At 33.2% G+C, this 19,614-nt stretch carries 5 protein-coding genes; all 5 read right to left on the bottom strand.

Going from position 1 to position 19,614, the window contains the following annotated elements:
• Positions 1 to 4,127, bottom strand: a 4,127-nt coding sequence (locus Q1A01_RS23095) for an amino acid adenylation domain-containing protein (protein WP_299685784.1), incomplete at its 3' end; no start/stop codon positions are given.
• A 215-nt stretch (positions 4,128 to 4,342) separates the two neighbouring features.
• Positions 4,343 to 10,819 (bottom strand): non-ribosomal peptide synthetase, encoded by a 6,477-nt coding sequence (locus tag Q1A01_RS23090; protein ID WP_299685781.1) that lies wholly within the window; start codon positions 10,817 to 10,819, stop codon positions 4,343 to 4,345.
• Positions 10,816 to 15,756, bottom strand: coding sequence for a condensation domain-containing protein (locus tag Q1A01_RS23085; protein ID WP_299685778.1), 4,941 nt, complete (start codon positions 15,754 to 15,756; stop codon positions 10,816 to 10,818). The genes Q1A01_RS23090 and Q1A01_RS23085 overlap by 4 nt, the downstream gene beginning before the upstream one ends.
• Positions 15,757 to 15,802: 46 nt before the next feature.
• Positions 15,803 to 19,108, bottom strand: coding sequence for an amino acid adenylation domain-containing protein (locus Q1A01_RS23080; RefSeq protein ID WP_299685775.1), 3,306 nt, complete (start codon positions 19,106 to 19,108; stop codon positions 15,803 to 15,805).
• Between the two features lie 190 nt (positions 19,109 to 19,298).
• A partial coding sequence (locus tag Q1A01_RS23075) for a phosphopantetheine-binding protein (protein WP_299685772.1) occupies positions 19,299 to 19,614 on the bottom strand: 316 nt, incomplete at its 5' end.

Below are 19,614 nucleotides of genomic sequence, written 5' to 3'. Positions count from 1 at the left end.
AACATAAATAATGTCACCCCTTCTTCCTTAGCATACACACGTAACTGCTCACTACGAGCTGCATCTAACCTGAAATTGATAGATGCACCTTCGCTACTCTGTACAGGTGGACGTGGATAATCTGTAGGTAATGCAGAGGGAGCAACACCTGATAATTTATCTTCCCAGTAATCTAACTTCTCTGATAAAACATCACCTGAGACCTGTGAACGTTGCCAAACAGCATAATCCGTATATTGAAAACTAAGACTTGGTAAAGATGCTTCTACACCTGATTCATAAGAAGCATATAACTCCTTAAATTCATTTACAATGAGTGATTCTGACCAACCATCGGTAGCAATATGATGACGAACTAATACTAAAATATGTTCTGTAGCTGATACCTTGATAATACTAGCTCTCAGCATATAATCCTTTGACAAATCAAAAGGAGTACTAATAGTCTCTGAAATAATAGTCTCATAGTCTTCGGCAGTATCTATAATATTCAATTCCCATCTTTCTGAAGGTTGTACCTGTTGGTACGCTACACCTTCTTTCTCTACATATACGGTACGTAAAGACTCATGACGATCTACAATCCTCTTTAATGCTTTAGATAAATAAGCAACATTAAGCGTACCTTCTAATTTTAAGAGTACCGGCATATGGTAATGCTCACTACCTTTTAGCTTATCGATAAACCATAATCGTTCTTGTGCGTATGATAATGGAATATCTGAAGGCAATTCTTGTTTGGTAACTAATGGTAACTGACTACTTGTATCTTGAACTTCTATAAAAGAAGTTAATTCTGAAATAGTTGGGTTATTAAATACATTGGTAACAGTCACAGACATATCCAATGTATTTTTAATTGCAGATAATAAACGTACCGCCAGTAAGGAATGCCCTCCTAGTTCGAAGAAATTATCTGTAACTCCTATTTGTTCTTGATTCAATAAATCTTGCCATATCGCAACCAAGGCTTCTTCTATAGCATTGCTTGGTGCAACATAGACATGTTCTCTAACAAAAATAGGATCTGGTAATGCTTTTCTATTTACTTTACCGTTAGAAGTCAATGGTATTTCATCTAATGGAATGATAATTCCCGGAATCATATATCCAGGCACTTGTTCTTTCAAATATGAAATAATATCTTCTTTTGTTTGGTGCTCTTTAAGAACAGCATACGCTATTAACTCACTTACACCAAAAGCGTCTTCTCGTGCTATAACAACACCCTGATATATAAAAGGACAACTATTTAAAATAGTTTCTAGACCTCCTAATTCGATTCTATAGCCTCTTATCTTCACCTGGCTATCTTCTCTTCCTAAATATTCTATGTTACCATCTTGAAGCCATTTTGCATTATCGCCCGTTCTATAAAGCATTCCTTTTCCAAAAGGATTTGCCACAAAACGATACGCATTAAGCTCTGGACGATTAATATATCCTCTTGCTACTTGAACACCTCCAATATATAATTCTCCAGAAACTCCTTTTGGCTGTACATTCATCTCTTCATCAAGAATATAAATCTGAGTGTTAGCTACAGGTACTCCAATAGGTACTCTTTTTAAATCAGTTGCATTAAAAGGAGCTATCCAACTTGTGACATCTATCGCTGCTTCTGTAGGTCCATAGAGATTACTTAATATCACTTCTGGTAATACTTTTTGAAAATCTTCTACCTGACTTACTTTTAATGCTTCCCCACTACACACTACATGTTTTAAACTACTACACGTCGTTGGATCTATATCTAGTAAAAAAGTACTCAACATAGATGGTACAAAGTGAATCATTGTCACCTCATAATCTGCAATCAATGTTCGTAGGTAATCACTATCCTTATGCCCTTCTGGTTTCGGAATTACTAGTGTACAACCTGATAATAAGGAAAGGAAGAACTCCCATACAGATACATCAAAACAAAATGTCGTTTTTTGGATCAATACATCCTCATTTGTAAGCTCATAATATTCTTTAGCCCATAATAAACGATTTACAACACCTTGCTGCTCATTCATTACTCCCTTAGGATTTCCTGTAGAACCAGACGTATAAATCACATAAGCGATATTTGAACCTTCTATACGTGTTTGAGGATTCTCTTCAGATTGATCTTCAATACCTGTTGTATCTGCATCTAAATTTAATGTCTTTACTGAATTTGGAAAAGTAACCAAATTCATACTATTTGTATGTGTAAGTACGACAGCAGCTTTTGTATCTTCTAATATATAATCAATGCGTTCAGTAGGATAATGAGGATCTATAGGTACGTACGCACCTCCAGATTTCATAATTCCTAACATCCCAATAACCATTTCAAAAGAACGTTCCATACAAAGTCCTACTAAAGACTCATTAGACACACCTATACTTCTTAAATAATGCGCTACTTGATTCGCTTTTTTATTTAACGTAGCATATGTCATACGCTCTCCCTCAAATACTAAAGCAGTAGCATCTGGACGTTCTACAACTTGCTGTTCTATTAAATCTACTAATGTAACGTCTGTAGGATATTCAGTTTGTGTTGCATTAAAATCAAATAAAAGTTCTTGTTCTTCTGCTTCACTTATATATGTTAATTGACTGATTGGAGTTTCTGAATATGTTAAAACCTTCTCTAGGATTTGCTTATAGTGGTTCATCAAACCTTCAATCATATGCTTTTCATAGACTTCTGTATTATAGATAATATCAAAAACTAAACATCCATCTACTTCTTGAAAATTAAGTTCGATATCACATTTGGACACCATTTCTCCTAAGTCTTGGATCTTCTCAGCACTTGAAGCCGATATACTTAATTTTGCAGCTGACTCATTAGCGTTTTGAAGCACTAATAGGGCATCAAATACCATACTTCTCCCTGCATCTCTTTTTATATCTAATTGCTCTACTAAGCAATCAAAAGGATACATTTGATGCTCAAACGACTGAAGTGTTTGATTTTTAATTTTTTCATATATAGCAGTAAAACTATCTGTAGTATTGATCGTATTACGTAAGGCTAATGTATTGATATAAAACCCTATTTGATCTACAAGATCTGCGTGATCACGTCCTGCAACTGGGCTTCCAATAATAATATCTGTATCAGAAGTATATTTATGAAACAGAATGTTTATCGTAGCTAATAAGCTAATAAACGTACTACTCTGTTGCGCTTCAGTAAACGCTTTAAGTTTTGACGTTGTTTCTTTAGAAATGTATGTACGTAAGGTACGCCCTTGATGTGTTTTAACAGACGGTCTTCTTTTTTCTGACGGAAGATCTAACACAGGTAATTCTCCTGATAATTGATCTAACCAATATGTCTGATGATCACTTGCCTGCGGTGTCTCTAATTGCTGTAATTGCCACGCAGCATACTCCTTATATTGTATTTCAAGTGGCATTAACGTAGGTTCTGTACCACTTACAAATGCCTCATAAAACGTAAATACATCTTTTGACAACACATTCATAGACCATCCATCACTAATGATATGGTGCATATTATAATAGAATACATAGGTATTCTCTTCTAATTGTAATAAGCTTACGCGAAATAACGGTCCTGTTGCTAAATCAAATGGAAGGAACGAATCATCTTGAATATATGTTGCTACGCTCGTTTCCTTTTCAGGGTCATTTCTAAAATCAACATACGTACATTCAAAATCAAATGAATCTGCAGGTTGCACATATTGTCTTACGTCTCCTTGTTCATCCATTTTAAAGGTGGTACGTAAAATCTCATGACGTACAATCGTTGCTTTAATTGCTTGTTGGAAACAAGAAATATCATAAGTTCCTTCTAATCTTGTATGCATAGGCATATTATAGACAACAGACCCTCCATCAAACTGACTTAATGTCCAAAGTCTTCTTTGCCCAGCAGACACTTCATAACTTTCTGATGTAGGAATAGAAGGAATAGTTTCAAAAGTAATTTGCTTACTATTTTCACTTTTCTTAAGTAAGGTAAGAAGTGCTTCTTTATGCGTAGCTATATTGTTTTTATCTTCTTCCGTAAGAGCGGCTGTATTGCCCACTACTCTTAAATTTTCTTCTGAGTCATCAATAAAAATTTGAACTTCTTTATCGGATAACGTTTTAATAATATGTTGAATATTTTTCATCTTAATTTTATATTATTTCATCAAAAAATTAGTTATTCATTTTATAAAAAAGCACTGTATATCCTCTTAAATCAAGGATAAAATACTATGCTAATTTCTAGGGTATTCGTGCTGGGTACGCTTTCGCGAAAGCGTATAAAAACAGTTTTCAAAAAAGAACACCTGCATTACAAGTATCCAATTTTGATAACATTTTCGTTGTATGTATAGATGGATTAAAAGACCAGTTCTTCTCCTTTACCAGAAGGAATCATTTGCTGATCATTTAAAATCTGAATGGATGTAATATAGCTGGCTAAATTTGAGATAGTAGGTTCTTCATAGAGCTCTTTAAGCTCAATCTTAATATTGAAATCCTTTTGAATTCTAGTAATTACTTGAACCGCTTTAAGACTATGCCCGCCAAGCGAAAAGAAACTACTTTCTATGCCTATCTTTTCTCTTTGTAATACATCTTGCCAAATAGCCACCAGCTGTTTTTCTAGATCGTTTCTAGGAGCAACATATGTAACTGTCTCTTCAAATTGTGGATCGTTTACATCGGGTAATGCTTTGATCGCTACTTTCCCATTTGGTGTAACTGGCATGGAATCTAAATAGATAAAATAGGTAGGTACCATATAGTCTGCTAGTGTCTTACCAAGCTCCTCTTTGAGTTGTTTACGATCTATAGGTGTATCACACACGATATAGGCCGTGATGTACTTTTCTTCTTGAATCTCTTTAATCGTAACAACAGCCTCTTTTAATTGCGGGATGTCTCGTAAAGCGACTTCTATTTCGCCAAGTTCTATGCGATAGCCTCGTAACTTGATCTGATTATCTTTACGTCCCATAAATTGGATCGTACCATCGGGAAGCCATTTTGCCACATCTCCTGTTTTATAGAGTTTGCCTTCTTTTACTAAAGGATGTGTTATAAACTTCTCTTCTGTTAATGAAGGATTGTTTAAATAGCCTCTTGCAAGACTAGCTCCAGACAAACAAAGTTCTCCTGTCACTCCTGGAGGCGCCATATTTCCGTCAGCATCTAAAATATAAATAGTAACATTTCCTATGGGTTTTCCAATAGGAACTAAGCCTTCATCTTTTTCTTGTACTTTATAATATGTACTGACTACTGCATTTTCTGTAGGCCCATAATTATTATAAATTTCAAGTTGATCATGAACTCCTGTCACAATTAAGGCTTCTCCTCCTACTAAAAGTTTAAGCGGATGTTTTAATTCTACACTTTCTTGTATCATATCTCTATACAATACTGTAGGCAGAAAAGATTGTGTGATTTGATGCTTATTAAAAAAGGCAACTAAGTCACTTGTTTTTAATCGTAATTCATCAGGAATAGGATACAGACAACCTCCATTTAATAAGGTCGGAAATAATTCCCACGCAGAAGCATCAAAACCTACTCCAGCATATAATGTACATCTACTATTTGTAGTTACATCATACGCATCTTTATGCCAGTGACACAAATTACTTAGTGCTTTATGCTCAATCATGACCCCTTTAGGCTTTCCTGTAGATCCTGATGTATAAATTACATATGCTAGGTCTGATGATGCTATAGACACTTTATCAAATGTACTTGTCACCTCATCACTTTTATAATTTTGGATAAACGCATCATCTATAGTCACAATACTCCCACTATCATTTTGGATGTATGCAATACGATCTTCTGGATAGTTAGGATCAATAGGTACATAAGTCGCTCCTGTTTTAAGAATCGCTAGAAGTGATACTATATACCATTCGCTTCTTTCTAATTTTACACATATAAAATCTCCTTGTTTTGCCACATAGTGTTCTCTAAGGTATTGAGACATGCTACTTGACATTTTATCCAATTGCGCATAGGTAATGTGTTGTTCTTTATATACAATGGCAAGTGCGTCTGGAGTGCGTGTTACTTGTTGTTCAAAAAGATCTACAATAGTAGCCTCTCTTGAATATGCTATTTTATAATCATTAAATTGATGGGTTAACATGTTTATTTCTAAGTCAGAAAGGTACTTAACCTCAGAAATCAATGTAGCAGGTTGCTCTAGAAGAGCGTTCCATAATTGTTTGTAATGCTTCATTAACCCTTGTATCATTTCTTCGTCATACACTGCTGTATTGTACGTGATATCAAACAATAAGCACCTTCCTACTTCTTGAAAATTTAGTTCTAAATCAAATTTAGAAGCAGCTTTCCCGCAATCTTCTATGGTATTAAAGGCTGTATCTGGTATTTGAATTGCAAGCTCATTAGAAACTACATTCTGTAAAGAGAGCATTACATCAAAAATTGGATTTCTACCTATCTGATGCTGAATCTCTAAATCATTTATTAATTGATCAAAAGGATATACCTGATGATCAAAAACTTTTAATGTTTGTTTTTTTATTTCTTCATAATAAGCACTAAACGTTTTTTCTGGGGAAACTTTATTTCGAAGTGCTACAGTATTTACATAAAAGCCTATTTGATCTAATAAATCTGTATGATTTCTTCCTGCCACTGCAGTGCCTATAATAATATCTTTTGCTCCTGTATATTTATAAAAAAGTACATTCCAAGCGGCAAGTAATGTCATAAACAAACTACCTCCATATTCTTGATAGAATGCCTTCATCATCGTTGTTTCTTCTTCTGAAAAATACGTTCTAAAACGATGTCCTTGTGATGAATCTACTGACGGTCTCAATTTCTGAGATGGTAAATCTAGCACAGGTAATTCTCCGCTCAATTGTTGTTCCCAAAACGTTTTATCTGCTATACTTGAAGGTTCTGAAAGCTGTTGTTCTTGCCAGCTAGCATAGTCTTTATATTGAATTCTTAATGGAGATAACGCTACAGGCTCCTCATTTTTGAATGCTTCATAAAATGCTTGTATGTCTTTAGACAATACTTCCATAGACCAACCATCACTTATAATATGATGTAAATTGTAATAGAATATATACTTAGATGCTTCTATTTGAAATAAGCATACTCTTACTAATGGACCGTTAGCCAAATCAAATGAAAGATATGCGTCTTTCTTAATTTGTGAAGCTATCTTTTCTTCTTTATATACCTCTTCTTTTAAATCGTAGAAAGGAATCTCTAAATCAAAAGAGTCACTAGGTATAATATATTGACGAAGATCTCCTTCTTCATCTACTTCAAAAACAGTCCTTAAAATTTCGTGACGCGCTATGGTCGCCTGCACAGCTTTCTTAAAAAGCGCTATCTCATAATCACCATCTAAAGTAACTTGAAATGGCATATTATACGCTGATGTCCCTTCCTCTAACTGACTTAATGCCCAGAGTCTTTTTTGCCCAGCAGATAAAACATAACTTTCTGATGCTTCTAAGGCTGGTATACTTGTATAGTCAGATTTTGCACTTGAATTAATAAGCAATACATGATCTTCTAGAATTGGATTTGAAAAAATTGCTTCTAAACTTAATTTCACATTAAAAACAGTACGATACGCTTCAATTAAACGAGCTGCTTTAAGGCTATGCCCTCCTAATTCAAAAAAGTCGTCTGTAATACCTATAGTCATTTTTTGCAAAATAGATTCCCAGATATGCACTACCTTTTCCTCTACGTCATTTCTTGGAGCTATATACTCAGAAGTATTAGGAAGGTGATTCGTTTTGGGATTTGGAAGTTGTTTTTTATTTACTTTTCCATTACTATTTAATGGAAATCCATCCATTTGAACAAAATAGGTAGGCAGCATATAAGATGCTAAACTTTTTCTAAGTTTTGATCTTAGATCAGATGCTTGTAACGCTTCACTAGAAATCACATAGGCTACAATCTCTTTTTCTCCTACATCATTTTTCTTTGCAATGATAACAGCATCCTCAATACAATTTAATTTTAATATCGCATTTTCTATTTCTCCTAATTCAATACGATGTCCTCTTATTTTTATTTGATCATCTTTACGACCAATAAATTCTATAGCTCCTGAAGAGAGCCATTTTCCAATATCGCCTGTTTTATAAAGAAGTGATCCCCCGATGAATGGATGCGGCACAAACTTAGCTGCTGTTAAATCTGGTCTATTGAGATAACCTTCTGCGATACCTTCACCGCTTAGGCATATCTCTCCAGGAACTCCAATCGGAACCAGATTATTTTTAGCATCTATGATATAGCTTGTACTGTTAGTAATAGAACCTCCAATAGGTATTGTTTTATGATTGTCATTAATCGTATCGATTTCATAAAACGTTGAGAACGTAGTGTTCTCTGTCGGTCCATATACATGATGCAAGTTCACCAAAGGATACACATCTTTAAATCTCTTTACATGCTTTACGGACACTTGTTCTCCGCCAAATAATATATATTTTAATTGTTTTAACGCAGGTAATTCTGCTTCTACAATTGTGTTAAAAAGTGCTGTTGTAATAAAAAAGCAACTAATATTTTTTAATGTGATTAATTCATTAAATTTTTGAAGATCAAGAAAAATATTTCTTTCAGAAATCACTAGTCTAGCACCATTTAATAATGGCATAAAAATATCAAAAGTTGCACCGTCAAATGAAAAATTAGAAAGCCCTAGAATTGTATCTTGGGAGGTCACATCTATATAATTTGTATTCATGACCAACCTCAAAATAGATTTGTGATTTATAACAACTCCTTTCGGTGTTCCTGTAGATCCAGAAGTATACATAATGTATGCTAATGAATGAACTTCCTTATCTAAGGTTATGGCTACATTATGTATTCTTTCTTGATTTTCAATAAAGTTTTGCAACTCTTTTTCAGTAATACAACAGGAACAAGCAGCATCTTCTTTGATAAAGTTTATTTTTTCGTTTGGAAATGTTGGATCAATAGGTACATAAACAGCTCCTAATTTTAGAACCCCTAATAATGTCACTATAAACCACTGGTTTCGGTCCAATTGAAGACCAATCGTATCATTAGCTTTTACCTTATAGGTATCTCGCAAATACAAAGCAAACTTATTTGATAACGTATCTAATTCCTCATATGTAAGATCTTCATCTTCGTATGAAACAGCAATCGCTTGAGGAGTTTCTTCTACTCGCTTCTGAAATACTTCAGGTATAGATAATGCATTAGGATATGATGCCTTTGTTTTATTAAAGTCTATAAGTAATTGATCCTCTTCTTTTTTAGAGAGGTACGAAATCTCAGAAATTGGCGTATCCATATTTTCTAATAAAACACTCCATAATTGTTGGTAATGCGCTATCATTCTTTTAATACTAGCACTATCATATACAGCTGTATTATAGGTAACATCTAATGCTAGATAATTACCTATTTCAGCAAAACTTAATTCTACATCAAATTTAGAAGCCTTTACTCCTATATCTTCTATATTTCCTACAGCACTCTCAACTAATTCATCATCTGAAAACTGAGCGCCTGCATTCTGCACAGCTACTAAAACATCAAAAATTGGATTTCTACCAATATTTCTTTCAATATTTAGGTCTTCAACAACACGATCAAAAGGATACATTTGATGTGTATATGATGCTAATGTATTTTCTTTTATCTGATTATATAATTTCCTAAAACTATCATCAGGGTGTACGGTATTACGAAGTGCTATTGTATTTACATAAAATCCTATTTGCTGCAATAAATCGTCTTTATCTCTACCTGCTGTAGGACTTCCAATTATGATATCTTGTGCTGCTGTATACTTGTGAAATAATACATTCCAAACAGCTAGTAATCCTATAAACAAACTCCCTTTATGTTCTTTAGAAAATGTATTGATTCTAGTCGTTAATTCCTTAGAAAAGTATGTTCTGTATCCGTGACCTTTATATGTTTTTTCTAAAGGACGAACAATCTCTGAAGGTAAATCTAATATTGGTAATTCATTAGATAATTCATTCTTCCAATATGCTTGAGAAGCATTACTCGCCTCACTCTCCAATTGATTGAGTTGCCAACTTGCAAAGTCCTTATATTGTATTGACAAAGGGTCAAGTGAGACAGCTTTTTTACTTACAAAAGCCTCATAATAAGCAAGTACATCTTGCGCTAAAACATTCATAGACCACCCATCACTAATAATATGATGAAGGTTATAATAAAATATATAACGATCATTTTCTAGTTGTAATAAGCTCGCTCTTAACAAAGGCCCATTTTCTAAATCAAATGCTTTGTAAGCATCTTCTCGGATATAGGCTTTTGCTTTTTCTTCTTTATTAGAATCTGTTCTGTAATCTATATACGCTACCTCAAAAACAACATCCTCACTCGGTATTACATGCTGGTGTACTTCTCCTGATTCTGTATTTTTAAATACAGTACGTAATATCTCATGACGTTCTATAACGGCTTGTATCGCTTTCTTAAAACTTACAATATCATACGCACCTTCTAATACGATATCATAAGGCATATTATAAACACTCGCTCCTGCTTCAAACTGACTTAGCGTCCATAATCTTTGCTGTCCAGGAGATAGTGCATAGCTTTCTGCTTCAGCAACAGGTAGAATCTCACTTTGTGAAGCTGTGTCTGTATTTGATGTACCTGTCTCTATTAAATATGCAGTGATGCTTTCTTTATTTTCCTTAATTTCTGATAGTAATTGTGGGTCTATTTTTTCCGCTTTCGCGAAAAGCTTTAATTGACCATCCACCACATCTAGAGCTATACCAGCCTCCGTTATTTTATGTAATAAATCAATCATAACTCTATCTCTTTAAGTGATTCTCTTTCAGACTTTATCTGTTTTTGTTTTTCTATAAATTGTATCTGAGAAGCCAGATTCTCTATAGTGGGAGACATAAATAAATTTTTAATATTTATCTCTACCTGAAATACCTTATTTACTTTTGAAAGGACTTTCGTTCCTTTAATACTATGCCCTCCTAATTCAAAAAAGTCATCGTGTATTCCTATTTTCTCTCTTTCTAATACTTCTTCCCAAATAGCTACTATTTTTTGCTCTATAGGGTTACGTGGTTCTACATAGGCAACTTTACTAGAAATACCTGCTACCAATGGATCTGGTAATGATTTATAATCAATTTTTCCATTCGTATGTACTGGAAATTTTTCTAGCTGCACGAAATATGATGGAATCATATAATCTGGAATACTCTTCTTAAGAAGATCTTTAAGATCTTTTACCTGTTCTTTTTGACTAGACACAAAGTATGCAGCCAATTCATTCTCTTGAGATATTGCACTTTCGATAACAGTAACGGCAACTTGATGGATCTCATCCTTCTTGTGTAAGACATTTTCAATCTCACCCAATTCCACGCGATTTCCTCTAATCTTAACTTGGTGATCTTTTCTTCCTACAAACTCGATATTACCATCTTCCCATTTTTTCCCTAAATCTCCTGTTCTGAATATACGTTCTCCATCTAGAAATGGATTATCAATAAATCGCATTGCAAATTCTTCAGAAGTATTTGTGTATCCTGCAGAGACACAATCACCGCTGATACATATCTCTCCAACAACCCCTACAGGTAAAACATTTAAGAACTCATCAAGGATATATACTTTTACATTTTCTATTGGTTTTCCAATAAGAATATTTTCATTTTGTATAACCGTTGTTGCTTTATAAGGTCTGTTTTCTATAGAAGCTGCTATTTTAACTTGCTCTTCCAAGAGTAGGTTTAAATCTTCTCTTGTCGTATATGGATTCATAAATACCGTACGAAACAGAAGATGTCTTATCTCATTTTGTTTTCTTTTAATCTGTGTGTAGGATACAAAAGAGTTTCCTTGTCTAAATTGTTCTTTTTGAATTTTAAGATTGATTTCATTGATTTCTTCTACAGCTTGATCACTCAATATTTCTACCCCTCTATATTTTACAGGTAAGTATCTATACAGGACAATATTTAAGTCTGGTTGAAATACAAGATCAAATTCTGGGTGTTTATCAATTTGAGCTGCAAAAAACTGTGCTGTCTCATAATTATGTCTAACTACTTGAGCAAAACCTTCTTTACCAAAGATTTTAAAGATGGCGTGTAATGCAAAACTCATAAAATTCTTTGACCCTTCAATTGTAAACTTCCCGAGATCATAACTCCCTTTTCTCGCTTGATAATGAGTGTTATTTTCTGATGAATTTGCAAAGTTTGGATCTTTAAATACACACACACTTAAGCCTATGGGAATGTATAATTGCTTATGCGCACATATAGAAACAGAATTTGCCTGCGCAATCCCTTGCATTTTTAATCGTATGGTATCATCAGTTAAAAAACTTCCACCAAAAGCGGCATCTACATGATAATGAATACTATGTTTGTTTGCTATTTTCCCTAAAACTTCTAATGGATCTATATGGCCAGATTCTGTTGCTCCAGCAATCCCAACAATACCTAGAATAAGTGTTTTTTCTTTACGTAAATCTGTAATTAATTGTGTTAATTCTGTTGTTATATGCTCATCATCTTTTCCTTCAAAGTCTATCGATATAAAAGCATCTGTACCAAGTCCTAATAGTTTTAATGTTTTTCCAAAAGAGTAATGACACCAATCTGAACCTAATAATACGACACGATCATAATCATATGCTTTTAATGCTTTTAATAAACCTTCTTTTTTAATGCCTCCAAATCCTTCTTTAGGTTGTAACAAATTATTTAAGGAATAACTAAGAGCCATGATATTAGACATAGTACCTCCATTTGTTATCACTCCTAAAGCTTGATCTGCATTTTGCGTATAGGTATTATAAAACGCTGGATCATTTGCATATACCAAATTGTGAAAAATTCCAATGACTTGTTTTTCAATCAAAGTAGCAACCATAGACGTTTCTATTTTTACTTGATTTTGATTTAAAGCCACTATGAGAGCATTCATCTCTCTAATAATATTTGGAATAGGACTCGTCATATGCCCTATATATGCTGGAGTACTTACGTTTACAATATTAGGAAGCACTTCATTTTCTATAAACTTGAAATACGCATCTGCCTCATATTGAGCATCAAGACTTACATTTTTAAAATCTTTAAGTTGTAGTAACTCATCAAAATTTTGTGTAATGATTTGTGATGATACTTGATGTTTGGTTATCAAATCATCTACTTTATTTTCAGAGGTATATTCAAAGAGTTTAAAGTCTTTATACACATTGTATGCATCATACGTATCGTAATATGTAGCATCTGCAGTTACCTCGGTAGATCCATAAATATTTAATAATCTTACATCAGATCGTTGTTGTACTGCATAAAAATGTTTTACATCACTTTTCTTTAATGAAGCGCCACTACTAATCCATAAATTTAGTTGTTGTAAATTCTTTTTACAAAGCGCTGGTTCTGCTAACATTGCTCGTAATAATGAAGGTACTAGTACAATGCGACTAATGTTATTTTCGCGTAAGCTATTTATAAAACCAGGAATATTTAAAAGTGCTGATTTTTTATAAAACACTAAAGGAACTCCTTGTAATAAAGGACCATAAATTTCCCAAATATGATCTACAAAACTTATAGATGTTTTTGCGCAGCAAACCTCTCCTTTTTGAAATGGATAATTATTCCACATCCAATGTAATCGATTGCTTACACTATCGGTTTTTATAAGTATCCCTTTAGGAATACCTGTAGAACCTGAGGTATAAATAATAAATTCTATATCATTTGTATACGTAGGCTCTGGCTTTACAAAGTTCTTACCTTTAGCATCATACGCATTCATTTCTATCATAAAATCTTCATTGATAATGAACGCACTCCCACTGTCTTCTTTTAAGAAATCAATTCTATCCTGAGGTGTTTCTGGATCAACAGGAATGTAAATGGCACCTATTTTTTTAACGGCCAATAATACCGCTAAAAGATGCTCATTATGAGGTAATGAAACTACAATTCTATCTCCATAAGCCACCTTAAATATAGACGTTAAGTATATAGCATAGGCTTCTGATTTTGCCTGTAATGCTGTATACGTAAGTGTACTATCTTTATAAATAACAGCAATATCATTAGGTGTTTTTGCTACCTGAGCATCAAACAAACTAACAATATCTTTTCCTTTGGGATATGTTACTGTCGTGTCATTAGATCCATACAATAGCTTCTTCTTTTCATTCTCTGTTAGAAATTCAATTTTTGCAATTTCTGTATCTGGAGTTGATAATACATTTGCAACCAACTGCTTGTAATGACGCATGAAATTTTTGATCACATCATATTCATAAACATCGGTATTATACTCTAAGTCTATTTTTAAATACGCACCTTTAATTTCAAAAGTAATATCTATATCAAATTTAGGTGTAGCATCACCTAGATCTATGATCTCTTGAACTTGCTGATCGTCTAAAATGAATGCTTCTTTATGATCACTAAAGTTTTGAAAAACCATCATGATGTCAAAAAAAGCATTACGACTTGTATCCCTTTTTATCTGTAAGTCTTCAACCAACCTATCAAATGGATAGGATTGATGTGTATATGCATCTAATGTATTTTGTTTTACCGTATCAAATAGTTGATTAAAACTATCTAGCGGATTCAATGTATTTCTTAATGCTAGTGTATTTGTATAAAATCCTATTTGGTTTTTTAACTCTGCATGTTCTCTACCAGCTATAGGGGTTCCAATAATGATATCATCTGTATGCGTATATCTATATAGTAATACCTTCAATATTGCTAATAACCCCATAAATGGAGTACCACCTCTTTTATTACAGTAATCTACAAGCGCTGCCGTAGTTTCTTTAGTGAGGTATGTACACATACTATGACCATTACTTGTTTTAAATTGAGGTCTTTTTTTAGTACTTGGAAGGTTTATGGTAGGAATATCTCCTGAAAGAAGATTTTTCCAATAGTTTTTATGTGTTTCATATGCAGCCGTTTTCACTTGCGACAACTGCCAAGATGCATACTCCTTATATTGTATTCTTAAATCAGCTATTGTTAGAGGCGTATTATTTACAAAATGATTATAATACGCAAACACATCATTAGAAAGTACTTGCATTGACCACCCATCACTAATAATATGATGCATATTAAAATAAAACACATAATGATCATTATCTACATGAACTAAAGATGCTCGTACTAATGGTCCATTTTCAAGATCAAATGGAGTAGACATATCTTCTTTAATATATGCATTTACTAATTGTGTAGCATTCTCTCCAGAAGCTCTATAATCTATATAGTTTATACTAAAATCTAATTCTTTTTGAGTAAGAATATATTGGTGTACTTCCCCAGTATTATTTTCTTTAAATACAGTTCTTAGAATTTCATGACGATCTATGGTTGCATAAATAGCCTCTTTAAATTTTTCAATATCATAACTACCATCTAATGGTATATTAATAGGCATATTATATGCAATCGTCTCTTCTTCAAACTGACTTAACACCCATAATCTACGTTGTGCGTCAGAGATAGGATAGCTTAAAGAAGTAGGAATATTAGGTATTTCTGAATACGTATCTTCAAAAGAAAAAGAACGTAAATACGCTACGAGTCTCGCTTTATTCTCTTTGATAAGTGCTATAGTGTCTTCTGTAATTTCTTCTTTCAATTGTGAAATTTCTAGATCATCTCCAGATAAAGCTATACCAACACCGCGCTCTCTTAAATCTTTAATTAAATAAGCAATATTTTCCATTATTATGTGATGTTTTAACAGGGATTAATGTGTAATACCTTTGTTCTTAAATGACCAATCTATTTACTGTAGAAGTTGTTTGCAGCCCTCTTAGCCATGTTGAATTTTCAATTTCTACGGCTAGAAACTTAATCGTAGGATTGGCAAATATCTTCTCTACATCTATTTTAGCATTGTATTTTTGATGTATTAGAGAAAGCAGTTTTGTTGCTTTTAAACTATGCCCGCCTAATTCAAAGAAGTTATCGGTAACTCCTATTTTTTTCATTTCTAAAATCTCTTCCCATAGCGTAACCAATTCTTCTTCTAATGCACTTTCTGGGGCGACATATTTAGTTTTTACTAAATAGGATGCATTAACTTCTGGCAATGATTTTTTATCTAGTTTTCCATTAGCTGTTAATGGAATATGTGCTATTTCTATATAATAACTAGGTAGCATATAATTAGGCAATTGATTGCTCAATTCCATACGTAAATCTGAAGTATTTATAGGTTCATTACTTACGTAATAACATGCTATAGAAGGCTCTCCTGAACTTGTGTCTACAATCACTACATTTTCTTCTATATGCTCTTGACATTGTATTACTTGTTGAATTTCTCCTAATTCGATACGATGTCCTCTGATCTTAATTTGATCATCTTTCCTTCCCACAAATTCAATCGTCCCATCTGGCAACCATTTACATAAATCACCGGTTTTGTATAGGAGTCCGCTTTCGCGAAAGCGGTTAACAACAAATTTCTCTGCTGTTAATGTAGGTTGGTTCAGATATCCTCGTGATAATCCATCGCCCGAAATACATAACTCACCAATAACACCTACGGGTTGGAGTGACATACGATCAGACACAATATAGACCTGGGTATTATATACAGGCTTCCCTATTGGGATGACTGTTGCGGGATTATTTTCTACTATATGATACGTAGTAACTACTGTATTTTCTGTAGGACCGTAATTATTATAAATCGTTAAATCAATTTCTTTTTGAGGTAACTGAAGTGCTTCTCCTCCAGTAAGGATTTTCATACCCTTTAACTGAATATCTTCGTGTACAAGAGTCTGACAAATCTTGGTAGGCAAATAACTATGAGTTATTTCATTTTCAACAAGAAACGCTTTTAATAAAGAGACATTCATTCTTATATTTTGACTAGCAATAGGATACAAGGAAGCTCCTGAGATTAGATAAGGATATATTTCCCAAACAGAAGCATCAAAACCTATCCCAGCAAATAATGTTCCTCGACTCTCTCGCTGTACTTCAAAGGTATCCACATGCCATAAACATAAGTTTACTAAACTTCTATGTTCGATCATTACTCCTTTTGGTTTCCCTGTAGATCCCGAAGTATAAATCACATAGGCAAGACTTTCTGATTGATATGATGCTTTTGGTAATTCTTTTGAAATAGATTCAGTATCTAAAAATGCTGTCACTAGTTCTTCACAGATAGTCACTTTACACTTACTATCTTCTTGTATATAAGCAATACGCTCATCAGGATATGTAGGATCAATAGGAACATATGCCGCTCCTGTTTTTAAAATGGCTAATAGCGAAATTAATAACCACTCGCTACGTTCTAGTTTCACACCTACTAAATCTTCTTTGTTTAAATCATAGGAAGCTATTAAATAATGAGCAAGTTCATTAGAAGTTGCATCTAATTCCTTATACGATATGTTCTTATCTCCAAAGACAATTGCAGTCGCATCAGGTGTTTTTAATGCCTGTGCCACAAATAAGTCAACAACCGTAGTTTCTGGTAAAGATGCTGTTGTATTATTGAAATCATGTAATATCTGAGATTCTTCTGATTTTGTTAAGAAATTAATATCTGCTACTTTTTGTGCGGGTGCTTGTATCGCTTTCGCTAAAAAGTTCTCAAGATGCACTCCCAAGCGCTCTATAAATGCTACTGTATAGATATCTGTATTAAATTCTATATGTAATAACAATTGATTTTCTGACTCTAAAAAGGCAAAACTGATATCAAACTTACTAAATGATTTTTCTAAGTTTTTATAAGGAACTGCTTCTACACCATGAACTTTTATAGTATCTGAAACTAATAATTCTCTTTGATTCTGGAATACAACCAAAACATCAAATAATGCAGATCTACTTAAATCTCTCTGTAATTTTAAATCTTCAACCAAACTATCAAAAGGATACTCTTGATGAGAATATGCATTTAATAAGGTTTCTTTTTGAATAGCTAGTAACTCTTCGAAAGTGGTTTCTTTTTCAAAGGCTGTTCTGATGGCTAACGTGTTTAAATACAACCCTACTTGATTTTCTAAATCACTATGTTGTCTACCCGCTATTGGTGTTCCTAATATGATATCTCTTGTATTAGCATATCTGGAAAGTAATCCATTTACACTCGCCATTAGAATCATAAATAGCGTCATACCCTTTTGTTGCGCATACTCATTTAGTGAAGAAGTAAATTCCTTAGAAAATGAATAATTGACTCCCGATCCATTATATGTTTTTACTTTGGGTCTTGGGTTTTCAGATGGCACTTCTAATATTGGTAAATCTCCTGAGAAAGTGTCTAACCAAAATGATTTAGAAGTCTTTAATGCTTCTTGTCTGTTCTTAGTATTTTGCCACTCTGCATATTCTTTATATTGAATAGGTAACTCTGGAAGAACAATCTCTTGATCTAAAGCTAATGCATTATAAAGTGTTATAAACTCTTTATTTAATATTCCCATAGACCATCCATCTCCAATAATATGATGCATATTAAACATCAAGATGTGTGTATTGTCTGATACTTTTATAACTTCTCCTATAAATAAAGGGCCACATTGTAAATCAAAACGATGCTCTTTAAAGGCATGTATGTATGTATCCTGAATATACGCTTCAGATTGATCACTTAAATCTACATATCTTAATTCTTCTGTACATTGAGCAATAGGAATAATGTATTGAGATAGTATTCCGTTGGTATCTTCTTTAAAGATAGTGCGTAAACTTTCATGTCTTTCTATAAGCTTACGAAAAGCTATTGATAAGTTATCTATAATAACATCTCCTGTAAATTCAAAAGCATTAAAGATATTGTAAGCTGTATTGCCTGCATCAAATTGACTTAACGTCCACAGTCGTTTCTGAGAAGATGTAAGTTTGTAACATGCTTTTTCTTCTACTCTTGGAATAGACTCTGAAGAAGAAAGTAATGCAATTAACCCATTCTTATGCGTTTTAATTTCATCTATAATCTCTGGCGTTAATGTCCCTTTTGGAGCATTAATTTTAAGGCTTCCATTCACGACCTTAAGTCCAATTTTCGATGATTGTAACGTATGTATTAAATGTTCTATCACAATATGGTTTTTTCAAGTTAATTTGAAATACAGGAATAATTTAAATCAGTACGACATCACCACTAACTACGATTAAAAATGATAAGTAATGTTATGGTGATACGTTAAAATAGCGTTGAAAAGCATGGCTATATGTGTAGATAGCCATGCTACAAAAAACAATTAATCTCTATGAAAAAAAAGAGCTCTTTTATATGGTTATTTCTTCAAAACTATCAGCAGTTTCTTGTTCTAATTGATTTTGAAAAACAATAAATTCTAATTTTTTAGAAACCCCTACAATCTCCTGGGTCTCATATAAGTCTTGTATTGAAAAACGTGTATTATACGCTTTGTTTATCGTGTTGATTAAGACGGTAGCTTTTAAACTATTACCGCCTAATTCAAAAAAGTTATCGGTAATTCCAATCTTTTCTACACCTAGTACTTCTTGCCACAAGGCAGCTAAGTTCTCTTCAATCTCATTGGTAGGAGCCACATATTCTCGTTGAATCACATCTTCCGAG

The organism is uncultured Dokdonia sp. (assembly GCF_947492815.1).
In the GTDB taxonomy this organism is placed as follows: Bacteria; Bacteroidota; Bacteroidia; order Flavobacteriales; family Flavobacteriaceae; genus Dokdonia.
This window is presented reverse-complemented; position numbering and strand designations above follow the sequence as displayed.